The sequence below is a fragment of the Haemophilus sp. C1 genome (assembly GCF_001276515.1).
Lineage (GTDB): Bacteria > Pseudomonadota > Gammaproteobacteria > Enterobacterales > Pasteurellaceae > Haemophilus.
Window position 1 is genome coordinate 1 of sequence record NZ_LDVZ01000005.1, and the last position, 17,653, is coordinate 17,653.

19 protein-coding genes, 1 tRNA gene and 1 other RNA gene are annotated in these 17,653 nt (G+C 38.4%); 13 read left to right on the top strand and 8 right to left on the bottom strand.

Going from position 1 to position 17,653, the window contains the following annotated elements; translation table 11 throughout:
• Positions 1-208: 208 nt before the first annotated feature.
• The 4 genes from pgi to pyk form a co-directional block, all read right to left on the bottom strand.
• Positions 209-1,858 (bottom strand): glucose-6-phosphate isomerase, encoded by a 1,650-nt coding sequence (gene pgi, locus ABW51_RS02905; protein WP_053465497.1) that lies wholly within the window; start codon positions 1,856-1,858, stop codon positions 209-211.
• 96 nt (positions 1,859-1,954) lie between these two features.
• On the bottom strand, positions 1,955-3,037 hold the full coding sequence (gene alr / locus ABW51_RS02910; RefSeq protein WP_053465498.1) for an alanine racemase: 1,083 nt from the start codon (positions 3,035-3,037) through the stop codon (positions 1,955-1,957).
• A gap of 9 nt (positions 3,038-3,046) precedes the next feature.
• Positions 3,047-4,462, bottom strand: coding sequence for a replicative DNA helicase (locus ABW51_RS02915; RefSeq protein ID WP_269432142.1), 1,416 nt, complete (start codon positions 4,460-4,462; stop codon positions 3,047-3,049).
• 131 nt (positions 4,463-4,593) lie between these two features.
• Positions 4,594-6,030 carry a pyruvate kinase gene (pyk, locus tag ABW51_RS02920; RefSeq protein WP_053465500.1) on the bottom strand — a complete coding sequence of 479 codons (1,437 nt, stop codon included), beginning with the start codon at positions 6,028-6,030 and terminating at the stop codon, positions 4,594-4,596.
• Between the two features lie 229 nt (positions 6,031-6,259).
• Here pyk and ABW51_RS02925 point away from each other — a divergent pair.
• Positions 6,260-6,336: transfer RNA gene (locus ABW51_RS02925), tRNA-Val, on the top strand.
• 134 nt (positions 6,337-6,470) lie between these two features.
• Here ABW51_RS02925 and ABW51_RS02930 read toward each other — a convergent pair.
• Entirely contained in the window at positions 6,471-6,875 is a 405-nt protein-coding gene (locus ABW51_RS02930; RefSeq protein WP_053465501.1) for a YhcB family protein, read from the bottom strand.
• Between the two features lie 29 nt (positions 6,876-6,904).
• Complete coding sequence (locus tag ABW51_RS02935) at positions 6,905-7,255, bottom strand: RidA family protein (RefSeq protein ID WP_005629055.1); 351 nt, start codon at positions 7,253-7,255, stop codon at positions 6,905-6,907.
• A gap of 111 nt (positions 7,256-7,366) precedes the next feature.
• On the opposite strand from ABW51_RS02935, the gene ABW51_RS02940 reads away from it, so the two are divergent.
• Together ABW51_RS02940 and ABW51_RS02945 are read left to right on the top strand one after the other, a co-directional pair.
• Positions 7,367-8,083, top strand: coding sequence for a YwiC-like family protein (locus ABW51_RS02940; RefSeq protein WP_053465502.1), 717 nt, complete (start codon positions 7,367-7,369; stop codon positions 8,081-8,083).
• On the top strand, positions 8,084-8,626 hold the full coding sequence (locus ABW51_RS02945; RefSeq protein ID WP_053465503.1) for a tetratricopeptide repeat protein: 543 nt from the start codon (positions 8,084-8,086) through the stop codon (positions 8,624-8,626).
• Between the two features lie 13 nt (positions 8,627-8,639).
• Here ABW51_RS02945 and ABW51_RS02950 read toward each other — a convergent pair whose 3' ends face one another.
• On the bottom strand, positions 8,640-9,047 hold the full coding sequence (locus ABW51_RS02950) for a Cd(II)/Pb(II)-responsive transcriptional regulator (protein WP_005633867.1): 408 nt from the start codon (positions 9,045-9,047) through the stop codon (positions 8,640-8,642).
• Positions 9,048-9,142: 95 nt separating this feature from the next.
• Here ABW51_RS02950 and ABW51_RS02955 point away from each other — a divergent pair, with 95 nt between their 5' ends.
• From ABW51_RS02955 to hypE, 8 genes are all read left to right on the top strand, one after another.
• Positions 9,143-9,826, top strand: coding sequence for a DUF4198 domain-containing protein (locus ABW51_RS02955; protein ID WP_046949690.1), 684 nt, complete (start codon positions 9,143-9,145; stop codon positions 9,824-9,826).
• 12 nt (positions 9,827-9,838) lie between these two features.
• Positions 9,839-10,324, top strand: coding sequence for a hypothetical protein (locus ABW51_RS02960; protein ID WP_005632431.1), 486 nt, complete (start codon positions 9,839-9,841; stop codon positions 10,322-10,324).
• The gene (gene cbiM / locus ABW51_RS02965) at positions 10,324-10,944 is read left to right on the top strand and encodes a cobalt transporter CbiM (protein WP_053465504.1); all 621 of its coding nucleotides are present in this window, start codon (positions 10,324-10,326) and stop codon (positions 10,942-10,944) included. Before ABW51_RS02960 ends, cbiM begins: the two co-directional genes overlap by 1 nt.
• Entirely contained in the window at positions 10,944-11,576 is a 633-nt protein-coding gene (locus ABW51_RS02970; RefSeq protein WP_053465505.1) for an energy-coupling factor transporter transmembrane component T family protein, read from the top strand. Before cbiM ends, ABW51_RS02970 begins: the two co-directional genes overlap by 1 nt.
• A gap of 1 nt (position 11,577) precedes the next feature.
• Positions 11,578-12,195, top strand: coding sequence for an energy-coupling factor ABC transporter ATP-binding protein (locus ABW51_RS02975; protein WP_053465506.1), 618 nt, complete (start codon positions 11,578-11,580; stop codon positions 12,193-12,195).
• Positions 12,196-12,342: 147 nt separating this feature from the next.
• Positions 12,343-13,152, top strand: coding sequence for a hydrogenase nickel incorporation protein HypB (hypB, locus tag ABW51_RS02980; protein ID WP_082318369.1), 810 nt, complete (start codon positions 12,343-12,345; stop codon positions 13,150-13,152).
• Between the two features lie 3 nt (positions 13,153-13,155).
• Positions 13,156-14,268, top strand: a complete 1,113-nt coding sequence (gene hypD, locus ABW51_RS02985; RefSeq protein WP_053465507.1) for a hydrogenase formation protein HypD — start codon at positions 13,156-13,158, stop codon at positions 14,266-14,268.
• A gap of 1 nt (position 14,269) precedes the next feature.
• Positions 14,270-15,283 (top strand): hydrogenase expression/formation protein HypE, encoded by a 1,014-nt coding sequence (hypE, locus tag ABW51_RS02990; protein ID WP_053465508.1) that lies wholly within the window; start codon positions 14,270-14,272, stop codon positions 15,281-15,283.
• 50 nt (positions 15,284-15,333) lie between these two features.
• On the opposite strand, the gene ssrA is transcribed toward hypE, so the two are convergent.
• Positions 15,334-15,698: a transfer-messenger RNA gene (ssrA, locus tag ABW51_RS09725) on the bottom strand.
• A 176-nt stretch (positions 15,699-15,874) separates the two neighbouring features.
• Between ssrA and dinB the strand changes: the two genes are divergently transcribed.
• Positions 15,875-16,942 carry a DNA polymerase IV gene (gene dinB / locus ABW51_RS02995; protein WP_053465509.1) on the top strand — a complete coding sequence of 356 codons (1,068 nt, stop codon included), beginning with the start codon at positions 15,875-15,877 and terminating at the stop codon, positions 16,940-16,942.
• A gap of 32 nt (positions 16,943-16,974) precedes the next feature.
• Positions 16,975-17,511 (top strand): elongation factor P hydroxylase, encoded by a 537-nt coding sequence (locus tag ABW51_RS03000; RefSeq protein WP_053465510.1) that lies wholly within the window; start codon positions 16,975-16,977, stop codon positions 17,509-17,511.
• The last annotated feature ends 142 nt before the right edge of the window (positions 17,512-17,653 follow it).

Here is a 17,653-nt window from a genome sequence, read left to right on the forward strand (position 1 = left end):
AACGCCTAATATATTATTAATCAGCGTCTTAATCAGTTAAGGCGCTGATTTTTTTATTATTAAAAATACAAAAAATTAATTAAAAGTTTTTACGTCTATTCATAACATCTTAAAGATAAATTTAAAAGACTAAACCCTATAATAAATATAGAATTTAGTCCTTGATATAAAATTATAATTGTTTAAATCTTTTATATTAAATAAACAATTAACGCCATGCTTTAAATTGATTAATTAACCCATTGGTTGAACTGTCATGACTTGCTACTTTTTCAGAATCTGTTAGTTCAGGAAGAATTCTGTTTGCAAGTTGTTTGCCTAGTTCTACACCCCATTGATCGAAACTAAAGATATTAAAAATCACACCTTGTACGAAGATTTTGTGTTCATACATAGCAATTAATACACCCAAGGTAAATGGCGTGATTTTTTGAACGAGAATGGAATTAGTTGGCTTATTACCCGTAAATACTTTAAATGGAACGATATTTTTTACATCATCCAAAGATTTACCCGCTTTTATAAATTCAGCCTCGACTTCCTCTTTTGTTTTTCCGAATGCTAATGCTTCTGTTTGTGCAAAGAAGTTTGAAAGCAATTTATTGTGATGATCCGCCAATGGATTGTGGGTTTGGGCTGGTGCGATAAAATCACAAGGAATTAAAGTGGTACCTTGATGAATTAATTGATAGAACGCATGTTGTCCGTTTGTACCAGGTTCTCCCCAAATAATAGGGCCAGTTTGGTAATTGTTAATGACATTGCCATCACGATCCACATATTTACCATTTGATTCCATATTACCTTGTTGGAAATAGGCTGCGAAGCGATGTAAATATTGATCATAAGGTAAGATTGCTTCTGTTTGGGCACCAAGGAAATTGGTATTCCATAAACCAACTAAGGCTAAAGTAGTTGGAATATTTTTTTCGATTGGAGCAGAGCGGAAATGTTTATCCATTTCATGTGCGCCACTTAATAACGCTTCAAAGTTTTCAAAGCCAATGGATAGTGCAATTGAAAGACCAATGGCTGACCATAAAGAGTAACGACCGCCAACCCAATCCCAAAATTCAAACATATTATTGGTATCAATACCAAATTTTTCTACATCTTTAGCATTGGTTGATAATGCTGCAAAATGTTTTGCAACCGCACTTTCATCTTTCGCTGCTTTCAGTAACCAATCACGTGCACTTTGCGAATTTGTCATGGTTTCTTGAGTTGTAAAGGTTTTCGATGCCACTAAGAAAAGAGTAGTTTCTGGATTGACTTTTTTTAAGGTCTCCGCAATATGTGTACCATCGACATTTGAAACAAAGTGCATATTTAGATGATTTTTATACGGGCGAAGTGCTTCGGTTACCATATAAGGGCCTAAATCAGAGCCACCAATACCAATATTTACTACATCAGTAATGGCTTTACCTGTATATCCTTTCCATTCGCCAGAAATAATACGCTGACAAAAATCTTTCATTTTAGCTAGCACAGCATTGACTTCAGGCATAACATCTTTACCATCAACAAGCACTGGCGTATTAGCACGATTGCGGAGTGCAGTATGTAGCACGGCACGATTTTCTGTACGATTGATTTTTTCGCCAGTAAACATCGCTTCTTTTGCACTATCAAGCGCGCATTCTTGAGCAAGTTGGCGAAGATGTGAAAGGGTTGTTTGATTGATGTTGTTTTTTGAAAAATCTACAAGAATTTGGTCATTGAATGTTAAAGAATAATCGTCAAAACGATTTTTTTCTTGTTTAAATAAATCTTGGATGGTGGTGTTTGACAATTCAGCTTTATGTGCTTCGAGAGCTTTCCACGCTTGGGTGTGAGTTGGGTTAATATTTTTCATAGTATTTCCTTTCATTAAAAATAATTGAAATTTTAACCGCACTTTCTGGGATTTTTATTAGGGAGAATGCCTCCCTTTGCTCAAAAAATGCAGTGATTAATCAACATATTCAGTTATAACACGAGGTGTTAATTTTGTAATTAGCTCGTAGCTTAAAATGCCTGTGAATTTAGCTACGGTTTCAATAGGTAATTCCTTACCCCATAGAATTACTTCATCGCCTACCAAATCTTGGCTATCTGCGCCTAAATCAACAGTGAGCATATCCATTGACACACGTCCAACAATTGGTACAAGACGGCCATTTAAATAAACAGGCGTACCTTCAGGCACATCGCGCGGATAACCATCGCCATAACCCATTGCGATCACGCCAATTTTTGTATCTCGTGGGCTTGTCCAAATACCGCCGTAACCTACAGGATCGCCTTGTTTATGATGGCGAACGGCAATTAATGACGAGGTTAAATTCATTACAGGCATTAAGCCAAACTCTTTACCGATAGTATCAGTTGGAGAAATGCCGTACATAATAATGCCCGGGCGGATACATTCTAAGTGAGATTTTGGCCAGAAAAGAATACCGCCAGAAGCAGCAATAGTACGTTCACCTTGTTTATCTTTTGTGGCAGATAAAAAACGATTGATTTGAAGTTGGGTGTAATCTGATTCTAGTTCATCGGCACGGCTGAAATGGCTGACAAAGCCTAAGTGCGGTTGAATTTGAGGGAGTTTTTTGAGTTCTTGATAAAAATAATCCACTTCATCAAGAGCAACGCCTAAGCGGTGCATGCCCGTATCTATTTTTAACCAAACCTTAATTGGACTTGGTAAATTCGCACGTTTTAAAGCTTCAAGCTGTTCGTGATTATGCACCACGGTTTCAATATTATTAACGGCTAGAATAGGCAAATCTTGTTCATTGAAAAAGCCTTCAAGCAATAAAATCGGTTTAGTGATGCCGTTTGAGCGTAATGCCAAAGCCTCTTCTAAACGAGCCACGCCAAAGCAATCGACGCTTTGTTCTAAGGTTGAAGCAACGAATACAACGCCGTGACCATAAGCGTTTGCTTTAACCACAGCAATAATTTTGCTATTTGGTGCTTTTTGTTTAATTATTTCTAAATTTTGTTTTAAGGCGTGCGAACTGATTTTCGCTGTCGCCGGTTTTACGTTCATTATTTTTCCTTAATAATCATCTCGATATTCACGTTGTTCGGCGAGATTGTCGAAGCGTGAAAATTGTCCATTAAATTTTAACCGCACTCGACCAATTGGACCGTTACGCTGCTTACCAATAATAATTTCTGCAACACCTTTATCTTCCGAGTTATCGTTATAGACTTCATCTCGGTAAATAAACATAATCAAGTCAGCATCTTGTTCAATGGAGCCTGATTCACGTAAATCTGAGTTTACAGGGCGTTTGTCTGCACGTTGTTCTAAAGTACGATTTAACTGAGAAAGGGCGACTACTGGCACTTGTAATTCTTTGGCGAGTGCTTTGAGGGAACGAGAAATTTCTGCGATTTCTAGTGTTCGGTTATCTGAAAATGCAGGTGCACGCATTAGTTGCAAATAATCCACCATAATCATACTTAATCCACCATTTTCACGATAAACTCGGCGTGCACGCGAACGAACGTCGGTAGGCGTTAGACCTGAAGAATCATCGATAAAAAGATTATTTTTTTGCTTAAACATTCCCACTACGCTAGCAATTTTATTCCACTCAATTTCATCTAAATTTTGTCCCGTGCGGATTTTAGTTTGATCAACTCGAGCAAGGGAAGCGATCATACGCATCATAATTTGTTCTGCAGGCATTTCTAAACTAAATACTAAAACAGGTTTTTCACTTGCCATTGCTGCATTTTCGCAAAGGTTCATGGCAAAAGTGGTTTTACCCATTGATGGACGTGCCGCAACGATAATTAAGTCAGAAGGTTGTAAACCTGCCGTTTTTTTATCAAGATCAGTGAAACCAGTCGTAACACCTGTTACACCTGAATGATTTTCAAGTTTGCTTAAAATATCGATTTTTTCAATGGTACTTTCTAGCACATTGATCACATTTTGCGGGCCTTCACTAGAAGTCGTTCGTTTTTCTGCAATCGCAAACACTTCACGTTCCGCTTCATCAAGAATTAATTTGATGTCTTGCCCTTTGGGAGAATAGCTATTTTCAGCAATACGATTTCCTACCGAAATAAGTTCTCGTAATATGGCTTTCTCACGCACAATATCCGCATAAGCCAAAATATTAATGGCGTTCGGAGTATTATTGGAAAGTTCTGCTAGATAGGCAAATCCACCCACTTCATCGCTTACACCACGACTTCTTAAGGCTTGATCTAGCGTAATTAAATCAATAGGCGATTGATTACGCATTAGATGTTCCATTTCTGTAAAAATTAGACGATGCTGAAAAGTATAAAAGTCGTCAGCAATCACACGTTCAGCAATGCCATCCCAATGTTGATTGCTCAGCATGATGCCACCCAACACGGCTTGTTCAGCCTCAAGTGAGTGTGGTGGAATACTTATTTGTGCCGTTTTTTTGTCAGAAGATTTGATTTGAGGTTGTGATGCCATAGGACTTATTTCGATACTAGAATATCGCCTATGATACCGCAAATATCTATTGGGTTTAAGTGAAAAGTGCGGCAGAGAAAGGAAATAAAAAACGGTGGAAAATCCACCGCTCTTTCATTTTAAAGTGTTCAGATTGTTGATTATTCAACAATTAATGTACGACATACATTGGTTTGTGTCGCACCTTGACCACCGTGAGTAACAAGCACTAAATCACCAGTAGATAAGTAACCTTTTTCTTTTAATGATTGAAGTGCTGCTTTTGCACTGGTTTCTGTGCGGCTATCTTCACCATGATAAACTGGAGTTACGCCACGGTATAGTGCACAAAGGTTTAAGGTTTCTTGATTACGAGATAAAGCAAAGATCGGTAAACCTGAGCTGATACGTGACATTAATAATGGAGTACGACCTGTGCTAGTTAAAGTGACGATTGCTGCAACACCTTTCATGTGGTTTGCTGCATACATTGCAGACATGGCAACAGATTCTTCAATAGTTTCAAATTCTTTATCCATACGGTGACGAGAAACGTTAATGCTTGGCATTTTTTCTGCACCTAAACATACGCCAGCCATTGCCGCTACTGTTTCAGAAGGATATTGACCAGCCGCTGTTTCTGCAGAAAGCATAACTGCATCAGTACCATCTAATACTGCGTTTGCAACGTCCATCACTTCAGCACGAGTCGGCATTGGATTGCTAATCATTGATTCCATCATTTGAGTTGCTGTAATTACTGCACGATTTAATTGACGTGAACGACGGATTAATTTTTTCTGTACACCGACTAATTCAGGATCGCCGATTTCTACACCTAAGTCACCACGAGCAACCATAATAACATCAGATGCTAAAATGATATCGTCCATTGCTTCATCATTAGCTACTGTTTCAGCACGTTCAACTTTAGCAACGATTTTTGCATTTAAACCAGCTTGTTGTGCAAGTTCACGCGCATAATTTAGGTCAGCGCTTGAACGAGGGAAAGAAACAGCTAAGAAATCAACGCCAATGCGTGCAGCGGTAATAATGTCTGCTTTATCTTTTTCTGTTAATGCTTCTGCAGATAAACCGCCACCTAACTTGTTGATACCTTTATTATTTGATAATGGACCACCAACGGTGACTTCAGTGAATACTTTTGCACCATCAGTTGATAATACTTTTAATTGAACACGGCCATCATCTAATAAAAGAATATCGCCAGGAACAACATCTTGAGGAAGTGTTTTATAGTCTAGACCAACAGATTCTTGTGTGCCTTCACCTTTTGGTAACTCTGCATCAAGAATGAATTTGTCACCAATGTTTAAGAAAATTTTACCATCTTTAAAGGTAGAAACACGAATTTTAGGACCTTGTAAATCACCTAAGATTGCCACAGTTTTACCTAATTTTTTCGCAATAGAACGTACACGCTCAGCACGTTCAATATGGTCATCAGGTGTGCCGTGAGAGAAGTTCATACGAACTACGTTTGCACCCGCTGCGATAATTTTTTCAAGATTGTTATCACGGTCAGTTGATGGGCCCATAGTACATACAATCTTCGTTCTTCTTAGTCTTCTAGACATTATTTACTCCGTCAATTATTACAAAATTTTAAAGATACTATTTTTACTTGGCTATATATTAGCCAGATGAAAAATCGGTGCGCATTATACGCTTAAAAATTTGGGAAATCAAAAACAGCCCGGTTATTTAAGGCAATACTGTTTACTTTTTTGCCAGTTATATCGGGTTTTAAGAAAAATACTTGTTTTCAGATTAAAAATATCTATAATTCCAAGCACTTTATACAGTGCGACTATAGCTCAGTTGGTTAGAGCACCACCTTGACATGGTGGGGGGCACTGGTTCGAGTCCAGCTAGTCGCACCACTTAACCCTTTCATAACCCCGCGAAACTAATCGCGGGGTTTTGTTTTATCTAGGTTTTATGAGTGATATAAGAGAACAATAAATTATTTCTATATAAAACGGCTAAAAACATTTCTATTTTTAGCCGCACTTTTTTAATTTTCTTCTTTCTTTTCTTTAAACAAACCCGATGCACCCTCGGAATAATCTCTTGGTTGTTCATTTTGAGATTTATCTGTTGCAGTAATTAACTGTTGGGTGAATAAACCTTTGTGATCTTTTTCGCCCAGTAAATTATTGGAAGAGGTTGCGTAGTGGCGATAAAGTTTTTGATAATCGTTAATTAAGGTTTTGAATAATTCAGCACTTTCTGCAAAATGTTTTTCGATTTGTGCTTTTTGTGTATCAAGTTGGTTTTTGACTGTTTTTAATTCAGCTTCTGTTTTAGCTTGATGTTTTACGGAGCCTTTGGTTAAACGCACAATAATGTAACCAATAAATAATCCAACAATAAAAGCGATACCAATCGCTAACCAAATTTCATTTGTCCAATTTTCCATAATATTCTCCTGTTTATTTGGCTTAAAAACTAACAAGTTGCAATAATAACAATTTCAACTTTCCAACGAGGATCCGCTAATTTAGCTTCGACTGTTGCTCGACTTGGTGGGCTAACATGATCGACCCATTCATCCCAAGCTTGATTTAATTGTGCATAATCTTGCATGTCAGCCAAGAAAATTTGCGCGGTTAAAATGTTGCTTTTATTAGAGCCAATTTCTGCTAACAATTTATCAATTAAACCTAATACTTCTTTGGTTTGTTCGTAGGCATTTTGCTCGATGGTTAATTCTGGAACTTGCCCTGCAAAATAGGCGAGGTTGTTATGAATTGAAACTTCACTTAAACGTGCACTGGGTAAAATGCGTTGAATTGTCATAGATTTCTCCTTTGGGGTGTTTTCTTCTATTCTAAATAGCGTTTACCACTTTGTAAAATCCTCTTTACTAGGCTAGAATACTCGATAATTATTCTCAATTATTTAATCATTATGAAACTACTTATCTCTAATCAGCATGGCGCTATTGTTATGGCATTGGTGCCTTTTATTTACGGCATGTTACTTGCCAATCCTGTATGGGCGCACGTATTTTTATTATTAGGATGGTTTTCGCTTTATTTGATGACTTATCCTTTTTTGAATTTATTTAAAGGTAAAAATCTTGAGTTATACAAAAAATGGTCTGTGATTTATTTTGCTGCCGCAGTGATTTTTGCGATTCCCGCATTAATTTATAATTGGCAAGTGCTGTATTTTATGTTTGCCATGCTGCCGTTTGTCGCGGTAAACATTTATTTCACCAAGAAAAAAGATGAGCGCAATTTATGGAATGACTTGGCGGGGATCTTAATTTTTGCTCTAGCTGGAATGGGATCTTATTACTTTTCTGACCGCACTTTTGATGAAAAAATACTTTGGGTGGCGATTTATCCAACATTATTTTTTATAGGAACAACACTTTATGTGAAATCCATGATGCGTGAGCGAAAAAATCCACGTTATTTTTGGGCATCAGTAATTTTTCACTTATTATGTGTGCTGATTTTTGTGGTTTCGCAACAATTTATTTTAGCATTAGCTTTTGTTCCAGGATTAGTGCGAGCGGTTTATTTGCCCACTAAAAAGCTTTCTGTTATGCAAGTTGGACTAACCGAATTTGCGATTACTGCTGTGTTTTTTATTTTACTTTTAATAGCAACTTTATAAATGAAACTGAAGTTATTTTTTCATACAGTATTACTTTCTTGTAGCTTGCCTATTTGTGCAATGAAAACCGTTGATATTACAGCGAGTTCGAAAATGGATGATCAAGCAAGAATGAATTTGGCACAAGAGTTTGCTAATAAACAGCAATGGATGTCTGTTTTCGATATTATTTATCCGATGGCGTTAGAAGGAAATATCACCGCTCAAAGTAATTTAGGTATGTTATATAACCTTGGGCGTGGCACGGTGAGAGACTACGAAAAGGCTTATTGGTGGTTTAGCGAAGCGGCAGAGAAGGGTAGCGTGAAAGGGTTAAATAACCTTGGCGTTATGTATCTGCGTGGCGATTACGTCAAACAAAGTACAGAGCAAGCCATTAAGCTTTTTGAACGTACAGCTCGGGCTAAAGATACGGATGGAATGATGATGCTAAGTAATATTTATCGCTCACAAAACCAACCTGAAAAATCATTGGAATGGCTGAAAAAAGCGGCTGACTTAGGTAATAAGGAAGCCAAACAACGTTTATCTAGCCAGCCATAGTCTAAAAGTGCGGTTATTTTAACCGCACAAATTTCACGCCACTATGTTGCAATAGCAATTTCATTGGATCTTCATCATTTGAGACTGTTTTTTCACGTAATTCAATTAATTTCATCCGCAAATGGGCGAGTTCGTGAATCCTTGTCGCCACCTCTTTAATATGTTTGTCTAACACACGATTAATTTCTTCTGCTTGTTGTTTTGAAGCATTTTCTAAATTGAGTAGGCTTTTTATTTCACTTAATGAAATATCTAAATTTCGGCAGTTACAAATAAATGATAAACGTTGCAAGTGTTCTTCATTATATTGCCTAAAATTGCCTGAAGTGCGTTTTGGGGGCGGGATTAAACCCTGTTGTTCATAATAACGAATGGTTTCTACGGTACAGCCTAAGGCTTTAGCAAGTGCTCCAATTTTCATCAATTTCCTTAAAAAATAACTTGACTCTGAAGTTACTTCATATTTTATCATGCGTTCAGATTTTCTTAAACAAAAACAAACAAGGAGCATCCAAAATGGAATTAAAAAAAATCGCAGTGGGATTAACCGCACTTTTAGGTATGTCTGTTGCTAACGCACACAATGTTTGGCTTGAACCTGCTTCAGCTAAAGGTGAATACGTGGTGAAATTTGGACATGAACAAACTGAAACCTATCCAGAATCTAAACTTAAATCTATCCAAGCCTTAAATGCGCAAGGAAAATTAACTGCAGTTGATTACCAATTCAGAAATGGCGAAGCCTATCTTATGCCTAAATCAGATTTAGTATTCGTTCATTTCGATAATGGTGTATGGTCAAAATTACCAAGCGGTAAATACGTTGAAAAAACAAAACGTGAAGAACCAACGGCAGAATTTAGTACCAATCCTGTTAAATTTGGTAAAGCGATTTTGAAATGGGATGCTGAGTCTTTCAAATCTCATCAACAAGCTTACGAATTGATTCCTCAAGAAAAAGCACAAGCGAACAAACCACTTTCTATCCTCGTTTTACATAATGGTAAACCAGTTCAAGGCATTAAAGTGGGCGTGAGTGAAGATGCACCGTTCAATTTAACCAATGAAAAAGGTATTGCTCAATTTACGCCAACTAAAGGCTTCAATAAAGTATGGGCAGAGTTTGAGGAAAAAGTAACTAATAATGCGGATTACGATCGTCGCTCTGTAGAATATATGTTAACTTTTGATGCGCAATAATATGGATTAGGGATGAAGAAAATTGTTTTTTTAACCGCACTTTTTGCGGCTTGCTATCTCCCGAATGCTTATGCCCATGCGCTTTACGTGTTTGCCCAATATGATGGGCAAACACTCTCTGGCAAATCCTATTATTCTGATATGACCCCAGCAGCTGAAACTTATTTAGAAGTTTTCCGCTCAGGCGTTTCTGATCCCGTTTTAACTGGAAAAACAGACCGCCAAGGCGCATTTAAGCTTTCTATTGCTGATGTACCACATACCACCTTAAAAGTTGTGGTGGAAGGCGATGAAGGACACCGTGCATCAGTTGTTGCCGCTCATACATCTGCCGAAAATCAAAGCGGTGCAGATTTAATGCTGCTTCGTGAAGATATTGCGCATTTAAAAGATAAAATTTATTTGCATGATATTTTAGGCGGAATTGGTTATATCGTTGGTATTGCTGGACTTATTGCTTTACGTAATGCGCGTAAAATTAAACAAGGACGTATTTAATGCATTTATCTGAAGGCGTGTTACATACGCCTATTTTATTAGCTGGCGCAGTGCTTGCTGTTGCGGGCATTGCTGTGGGGTTACGTCGTTTAGAATCAGAACGTTTACCGCTCACCGCACTTTTTGCGGCAGCATTTTTTGTGGCAGGAACCATTCATGTGCCCGTAGGAATTGGTAGCGTGCATTTAATTTTAAATGGCATGGCTGGTTTATTTCTAGGGTGGGCTGTATTTCCTGCGTTTCTCATCGCACTTTTATTGCAAGTTATCTTCTTTTCTTTTGGCGGATTTGCAGTGTTAGGCGTCAATCTTTGCGTGATGGCAACGCCAGCGGTGATCGCTCATTATCTTTTCCGTTCTCGTTTACAACCTCACATGGCTTTAAAAGATTGCTTATTAGTCGGTATTGGATCTGGCGTAATTGGCGTTGGCGGGGCAGGTGCGCTTGCTTCTTTTGTGCTGATGTTAGATGGCGGAAAAAGTTATCTGAATCTTGTTTGGCTCTTGCTAGTCTCTCATATTCCGGTATTTATTTTGGATAGTATTATCAGCGTAGGGGTGATTACCTTGCTTGGTAAAATGTATCCTGAAGTCATGAATCGTGCCGAGAATGTCTCTTAATGAAAATTCATCACTTATTTCAACCGCACTTTAGGTTGATTTATCTGTTTATCTGGGGGCTAATCATCAGTGGATTGAGTGATCTCACTTGGCTTATCCCCCTTAATGTGCTTGCAGTTTCTCTCTTTTTTATTTCACTGCAGTTCAGTCAAAAATCTTTTTTGCCTTATCTTAAACGTTGGTTTGCTTTAGTCATTTTTATTGCTTTAATGTGGGCGACATTAAGTTGGAAAATTGGAGAAAATGGCATTGAACTCAATTTTCAAGGCATAGAATTAGCAGAAAAATTGAGTTTACGGACTCATTTATTGTTGATTTCTCTTTGGCTTTTTTTGTGGAATATTAATGATGCGGTGCTTGTTCAAGCCATTGGTAAATTGCCTTTGCCAGAAAAATTAATTCAACTTTTTGTACTGACCGTACGTTACATTGCACTGCTTGGCGAATTGCGTCAAAAGATGGATATTGCCATGCGAGCTCGTGGATTTCGTCCTGGACTTAATCGCCGAACCCTTTATGTGACGGCTCAAAGTGTCGCTTTATTATTGATTCATGCCCTGCTAAAAGCCGAAACGGCGCAAATGGCTTTAAAATGTCGTAGTTTTCAGTTTGGCAAAAAGAGAGAAAAATAATATGTTAGCTGTAAATAATCTTTATATAGAACGCAATGGTAGAGCGATTATTCAAGATTTGAGTTTTACCTTAGAAGGTCAAAAACGCCTTTTCGTACAAGGGGAAATTGGATCAGGAAAAACGACGTTACTGCTTGCTTTGTTGGGATTTGTTCCTATAAGCAAGGGGGAAATTAAACTATTTGGCCAAGTTTGTCGTGAAGAAAAAGATTTTGCGCCGTTTCGTGGCACGATTGGCATTTGCTTTCAAAATGCCGATGATCAACTTTTTGGCCCAACAGTGTTGGATGATATTGCCTTTGGACCATTAAACCAAAATGTGCCTAGAGAGCAGGCGTATCATATCGCAGAGCAGCAATTAGAGCGTCTTGGTATCACACGTTTAAAAGATCGTATGGTACATACTTTATCTGGTGGTGAGAAAAATTTCACTGCACTTGCGGGTGTCTTAGCGATGCAACCAAAAATTTTATTATTAGATGAACCCACCAATGGATTAGATCGAAAAAATACTGAAAAATTGACCGCACTTTTGCGAGAACTTTCCTTACCCATTTTGATTTCATCCCATCATCATGGATTTATTAACGAATTAGCCACAGAAATTATCAGTTTATGATCTTCATCAAAAAGCCGAATTTTGATTGTGCTATGCTTGTTGCAAATTTGTTGACAAAGCTCAGGGCTTTGAGTGTTTTAAACATTATTTCTGTTGAAAGTCAGTTTGAAACCTCAGCCCAAATAAGCACATTAAAACGGAGGATTTATGTGTACAACCTGTGGCTGCGGACATCCAGAGCAAGTCCGTATTGGTGAATTGCCTCATACCCATGATGATCAAGGAAGTCATCAATTAGGTACGCCAAACTTTTCACATTCAACATTTCATTTCAATAAACCAGTCGATGCAGACGATACTCAAAAACGTTTGTTAAAAATCGAACAAGATGTTCTCGGAAAAAATAATCAACTAGCTGATCACAACCGAGCATTCTTTGCGAAACAACATATTTTAGCCTTAAATCTTGTATCGAGTCCGGGTTCAGGCAAAACCACCCTTTTAACGACGACGCTAAATGCCCTCAAAAATGACCGCACTTGTTATGTCATTGAAGGCGATCAACAAACTGAAAATGATGCAGATCGTATTCGTGCGACTGGCGTGCCGGCTATTCAAGTGAATACAGGCAAAGGCTGCCACTTAGATGCACAAATGATTAGCGAAGCTATGGTGAAATTAAGACCACAAGCTGACAGTATTATGTTTATCGAAAATGTGGGAAATTTAGTTTGTCCATCTGAATTTGATCTTGGCGAAAAAGCGAAAGTGGTGATTTTATCCGTGACAGAAGGCGAAGATAAACCGCTTAAATACCCACATATGTTTGCTGCATCAAGTTTGATGATTTTAAATAAAGTGGATTTATTACCTTATTTGAAATTTGATGTAGAACAATGTATTGCCAATGCAAAACGTGTGAATCCGAATATTGAAGTGATTCAACTTTCCGCTACCACTGAACAAGGTCTCAGTGAGTGGTTAAATTGGCTAGAACAGCAACGTAAACAAGGATAATCGATGCGATTTGTTGATGAATTTCGCGATCCTGAACTTGCCCGTAGTTTAGTGGCGCAACTTGAAAAATTGATGGAAAAAATGCCGCACTTTACGGCGCAGAATCCATTGTATTTAATGGAGGTATGTGGCGGGCATACCCATACGATTTTTAAATTTGGGTTGGATCGGCTATTGCCAAAAAGTATCGAATTTATTCATGGCCCGGGTTGCCCTGTCTGTGTGCTTCCTATGGGGCGTATTGATGTTTGTATTGAAATTGCGCTGAAACCAGATGTTATTTTCTGTACTTTTGGGGATGCAATGCGGGTGAAAGGTCGCAAAGGTTCGCTTTTAGAAGCAAAAGCGAAAGGCGCAGATGTTCGTATTGTGTATTCACCTTTGGATGCATTGAATATTGCACAAAATAATCCGAATAAAAAAGTCGTCTTTTTTTCCTTAGGATTTGAAACAACGATGCCGAGCACAGCAGTAACGCTTCAGCAAGCCAAAAAACTAGGAACAAAAAATTTCTGGATTGTTTGCCAAAACATCACGATTATTCCAACCTTACATAGCTTGCTGGCACAAGATCAAGTCAAAATTGATGGCTTTATTGCGCCAGGGCATGTGAGTATGGTGATTGGTTCATCGCCTTATCAAGGGATTGTCGATAAATACCACAAACCTTTCGTGATTACCGGTTTTGAACCTTTAGATATTTTGCAGGCGATTGTGATGTTAGTGCAGCAATTTGTTGATGGCCGTTGTGAAATCGAAAATCAATATAAACGCATTGTTGATGATCACGGAAATGCTTTAGCCCAACGTTCAATGCAAGAAGTATTCCAGCTTAAAGCAAGCAGTGAATGGCGTGGCTTAGGGGAAATTGAACAATCAGGTGTGGAATTGACGGAGGCTTATCGTGAATTTGATGCCGAAATTTATTTCCAAAGCCAAGCACAACAGGTGGCGGATGATCCTAATTCTCGTTGTGGCGATGTCTTGACTGGGCGTTGTAAACCATCTGATTGCCCATTATTTGGCACAGGTTGTAATCCTGATAATGCTTATGGTGCATTAATGGTTTCTTCCGAAGGCGCATGTGCAGCCTATTATCAATATCGGAGAGAATAAAATGAGCGAATTTATTACTATGGCGCACGGTAATGGCGGTGCAGCCATGCAAAAATTGATTCAAGATTATTTTGTTGAAGCCTTTTCTAATCCAATTTTGGCACAAGGGGAAGATCAGGCAAGAATTCCATTAACCGAATTAGCAAATCAAGGCGAAACACTGTCATTTAGTACGGATAGTTTTGTGATTGATCCCATTTTTTTCCCTGGTGGCAACATCGGGAAATTAGCGGTGTGCGGCACGGCAAATGATGTGGCGGTGTGCGGGGCGATACCAAAATATTTATCCTGTGGCTTTATTTTGGAAGAAGGATTGCCACTTGCGGATCTTAAAGCAATTATTCAATCAATGGCAGAAACCGCAAAAGCGGCAGGCATTCAGGTTGTTACTGGCGATACAAAAGTGGTACAAAAAGGTGCAGTGGATAAGATTTTTATCAATACCAGTGGGATTGGTGTTATTCCTCAAAATTTGGATTGGGGTGTTCATAACATTCAGGCTGGCGATAAAATCATTGTTAGCGGCACCATTGGGGATCATGGCGCAACAATCTTAAATTTACGTGAAAAACTGGGTATCCAAACGGATCTTCATAGTGATTGCGCCGTGCTTTATCCATTGATTGAAAATTTACGCGGAGTAGATGGCGTGAAAGCAGTTCGAGATGCGACTCGTGGGGGAGTCAATGCTGTTTTGCATGAATTTGCACAGGCGCAACAGCTAGGGGTTAATATTGATGAACAAGCCTTACCAATTCGCCAAGAAGTGCGCGGAATTTGTGAATTACTTGGTCTTGAAGCATTAAACTTCGCTAATGAAGGGAAATTGGTTATTGTTGCTTCCGCTGAAAAAACACCAGAAGTTTTGACCGCACTTCGTCGTCATCCATTAGGTGAAAATGCGGCCGTGATTGGTGAAGTAACAACCGATAAAAAAGTGCGTTTAGTGGGCGTTTTTGGACAAAGTCGATTATTAGATTTACCAACAAATGAACCGCTACCGAGAATTTGTTAATGATTAGATAAAACTAAAGCCTTGATAATCAAGGCTTTAGTTTTTTTGTTTGGTGGAGCTGGGGGGAGTTGAACCCCCGTCCGAAATTACTCTACCTTCAGCACTACACGTTTAGTCTCGTCTTTAATTTCACTCAAGCATGCGGACAGACACGCTAAACTTAAGCCAGTTTGATTCAATTTAGTGCTTCGATCCTCAAACGGTGGCTTCCACACGATCTCGTTTTGATTTGACTCCGCGTTATCCCCGTCTTACGAGCGGAAGCTGGGGCGCGAAGGCTAAATGCAGGTTATTAAGCTGCTAAAGCGTATTGTTCGTCGTTTGCGACTATTTTTTGCGGTTTATTTACGAGGCCTACCGCACCTCGACGTGCACCTTGGGCTTCGCTAATCCCGTCGAATCCAGAATCAGCCCCAAAATTGTGCCCTAGTCTAACAAAAAAAGAAAGGTAGGGAAAGTCGAGATTGATTGAATTGATACGTTAAAGGGCATTTATAAAAGATTAAATTGCTAGGCTATTAACTTTAATGTATATTTAAACAGCTATTTGCTATAATTAATATATAGAAAATATTTAACCGCACTTTTTTTATGCTACAAGATAAAAAAATTATTCACATTGATATGGATTGTTTTTACGCATCGATTGAGATTCGTGAAAATCCTAATTTGCAGGGAAAGCCTGTTGCTGTAGGTGGTTCTTCTCGTCAACGTGGTGTATTAACAACTTGTAATTATGAGGCGAGAAAATTTGGTTTGCATAGTGCAATGCCAACCGCTCAAGCCATAAAAAAGTGTCCTAATCTCATTCTTGTGCCTGTGAATATGACGTTGTATAAACAAGTTTCGGCACAAATTCATCAAATCTTCCAGCGTTACACCGATATTATTGAACCGCTTTCTTTAGATGAAGCTTATTTGGATGTTACGCACTGCCAAAAATGTTCAGGCTCTGCGACTTGGATCGCGCAAGAAATCCGCCAAGCAATTTTTGATGAGTTGAATTTAACAGCCTCGGCAGGTGTGGCGCCTTTGAAATTTCTTGCCAAAATCGCTTCGGATATGAATAAACCTAATGGGCAATTTGTGATTAAGCCTAATGAAGTCAGTGAATTCATTAAAACCTTATCTTTAAATAAAATCCCTGGTGTGGGTAAAGTGACATCACAACGATTACTTGATATGGGATTAGAAACTTGTGCTGACATTCAAAACTTTGATCAAATCGTCTTATTAAACCAATTTGGTAAAGCGGGTAAACGTATTTGGGATTTTAGCCACGGCATTGATGATCGTGAAGTACAAGCCCATCGTGAACGTAAATCAGTTGGCGTAGAACAAACTTTGGTTGAAAACATTCACACAATTGAGCAAGCTTCAGAATTATTGAATAATCTTTATCAAGAGCTAATTCACCGCCTTGAACGTGTTTCCCCTAATATATCGTTATCAGAATTTCGTAAAATTGGCATAAAGCTTAAATTTGAAGATTTTCAAGTAACTACTTTAGAGAAAACGGGTTTGTCACTTTCTTTGGAGAGTTTTCAGCAATTACTTCCTCAAATTTTTATGCGAGCAAAAGGGCGAGAGATTCGTTTAATTGGGTTACATGTCAATTTACCTGAAGAAAATAAACAAGAACAAATGAGCCTCTGGTGATATAATCACGCGGTTTTTTAGGAGTCGATACAATGGAACATAAATTAGAAGATATTATTGCAATTTTTAATCAATGTTTTGAAGAAGAATACAACACTCGCTTAGTCAAAGGCGGTGATGAACCGATTTATTTACCCGCAAATGATGACGTGCCTTATAACGCGATTTATTTTGCTAGAGGATTTTATAGCAGTGCATTGCACGAAATTGCCCATTGGTTAGTGGCAGGCAAAGAACGCCGTAAACTAGAAGATTTTGGTTATTGGTATGAGCCAGATGGACGTTCTGAAGAACGCCAGCGTGATTTTGAAAAAGTGGAAGTGAAGCCGCAAGCATTAGAATGGATTTTGGCAACAGCGGCAGGTTTTCGTTATTTTGCCAGTGCGGATAATTTAAATGGCAATCCGGGCGATACACAGCCTTTTAAACAAGCCGTGTATGAGCAAGTGAAAACGTATGTAGAAAAAGGTTTACCAAAACGAGCTGAAACGTTACGCCATGCTCTTGCTATGTTTTATGGCACAGAAGATGACATTAATTTGGCGAAGTTTGATGTCGCGCGTATTTAATAGCTGAAAGTGAGCAAGATTGCTCACTTTTTTCAGTCTTAATCCCCCCAATTCCCCCCTAATTAAATAGTTCAATTTTTAGTCATTTTACACCCAGTATACTGGGTGTTGTACTCTCTTTACAGAGAGTACAACAAAACAT

Coding starts and splice junctions, on each gene's coding strand:
- ABW51_RS02950 (WP_005633867.1), bottom strand. CDS start 9,047: ATGAAAATTGGAGCACTTGCTAAAGCCTTAGGCTGTACCGTAGAAACC.
- cbiM (WP_053465504.1), top strand. CDS start 10,324: ATGCATTTATCTGAAGGCGTGTTACATACGCCTATTTTATTAGCTGGC.
- hypB (WP_082318369.1), top strand. CDS start 12,343: ATGTGTACAACCTGTGGCTGCGGACATCCAGAGCAAGTCCGTATTGGT.
- hypD (WP_053465507.1), top strand. CDS start 13,156: ATGCGATTTGTTGATGAATTTCGCGATCCTGAACTTGCCCGTAGTTTA.
- ABW51_RS03000 (WP_053465510.1), top strand. CDS start 16,975: ATGGAACATAAATTAGAAGATATTATTGCAATTTTTAATCAATGTTTT.
- hypE (WP_053465508.1), top strand. CDS start 14,270: ATGAGCGAATTTATTACTATGGCGCACGGTAATGGCGGTGCAGCCATG.
- ABW51_RS02960 (WP_005632431.1), top strand. CDS start 9,839: ATGAAGAAAATTGTTTTTTTAACCGCACTTTTTGCGGCTTGCTATCTC.
- dinB (WP_053465509.1), top strand. CDS start 15,875: ATGCTACAAGATAAAAAAATTATTCACATTGATATGGATTGTTTTTAC.
- pgi (WP_053465497.1), bottom strand. CDS start 1,858: ATGAAAAATATTAACCCAACTCACACCCAAGCGTGGAAAGCTCTCGAA.
- ABW51_RS02975 (WP_053465506.1), top strand. CDS start 11,578: ATGTTAGCTGTAAATAATCTTTATATAGAACGCAATGGTAGAGCGATT.
- ABW51_RS02940 (WP_053465502.1), top strand. CDS start 7,367: ATGAAACTACTTATCTCTAATCAGCATGGCGCTATTGTTATGGCATTG.
- alr (WP_053465498.1), bottom strand. CDS start 3,037: ATGAACGTAAAACCGGCGACAGCGAAAATCAGTTCGCACGCCTTAAAA.
- ABW51_RS02955 (WP_046949690.1), top strand. CDS start 9,143: ATGGAATTAAAAAAAATCGCAGTGGGATTAACCGCACTTTTAGGTATG.
- ABW51_RS02970 (WP_053465505.1), top strand. CDS start 10,944: ATGAAAATTCATCACTTATTTCAACCGCACTTTAGGTTGATTTATCTG.
- pyk (WP_053465500.1), bottom strand. CDS start 6,030: ATGTCTAGAAGACTAAGAAGAACGAAGATTGTATGTACTATGGGCCCA.
- ABW51_RS02945 (WP_053465503.1), top strand. CDS start 8,084: ATGAAACTGAAGTTATTTTTTCATACAGTATTACTTTCTTGTAGCTTG.
- ABW51_RS02930 (WP_053465501.1), bottom strand. CDS start 6,875: ATGGAAAATTGGACAAATGAAATTTGGTTAGCGATTGGTATCGCTTTT.
- ABW51_RS02935 (WP_005629055.1), bottom strand. CDS start 7,255: ATGACAATTCAACGCATTTTACCCAGTGCACGTTTAAGTGAAGTTTCA.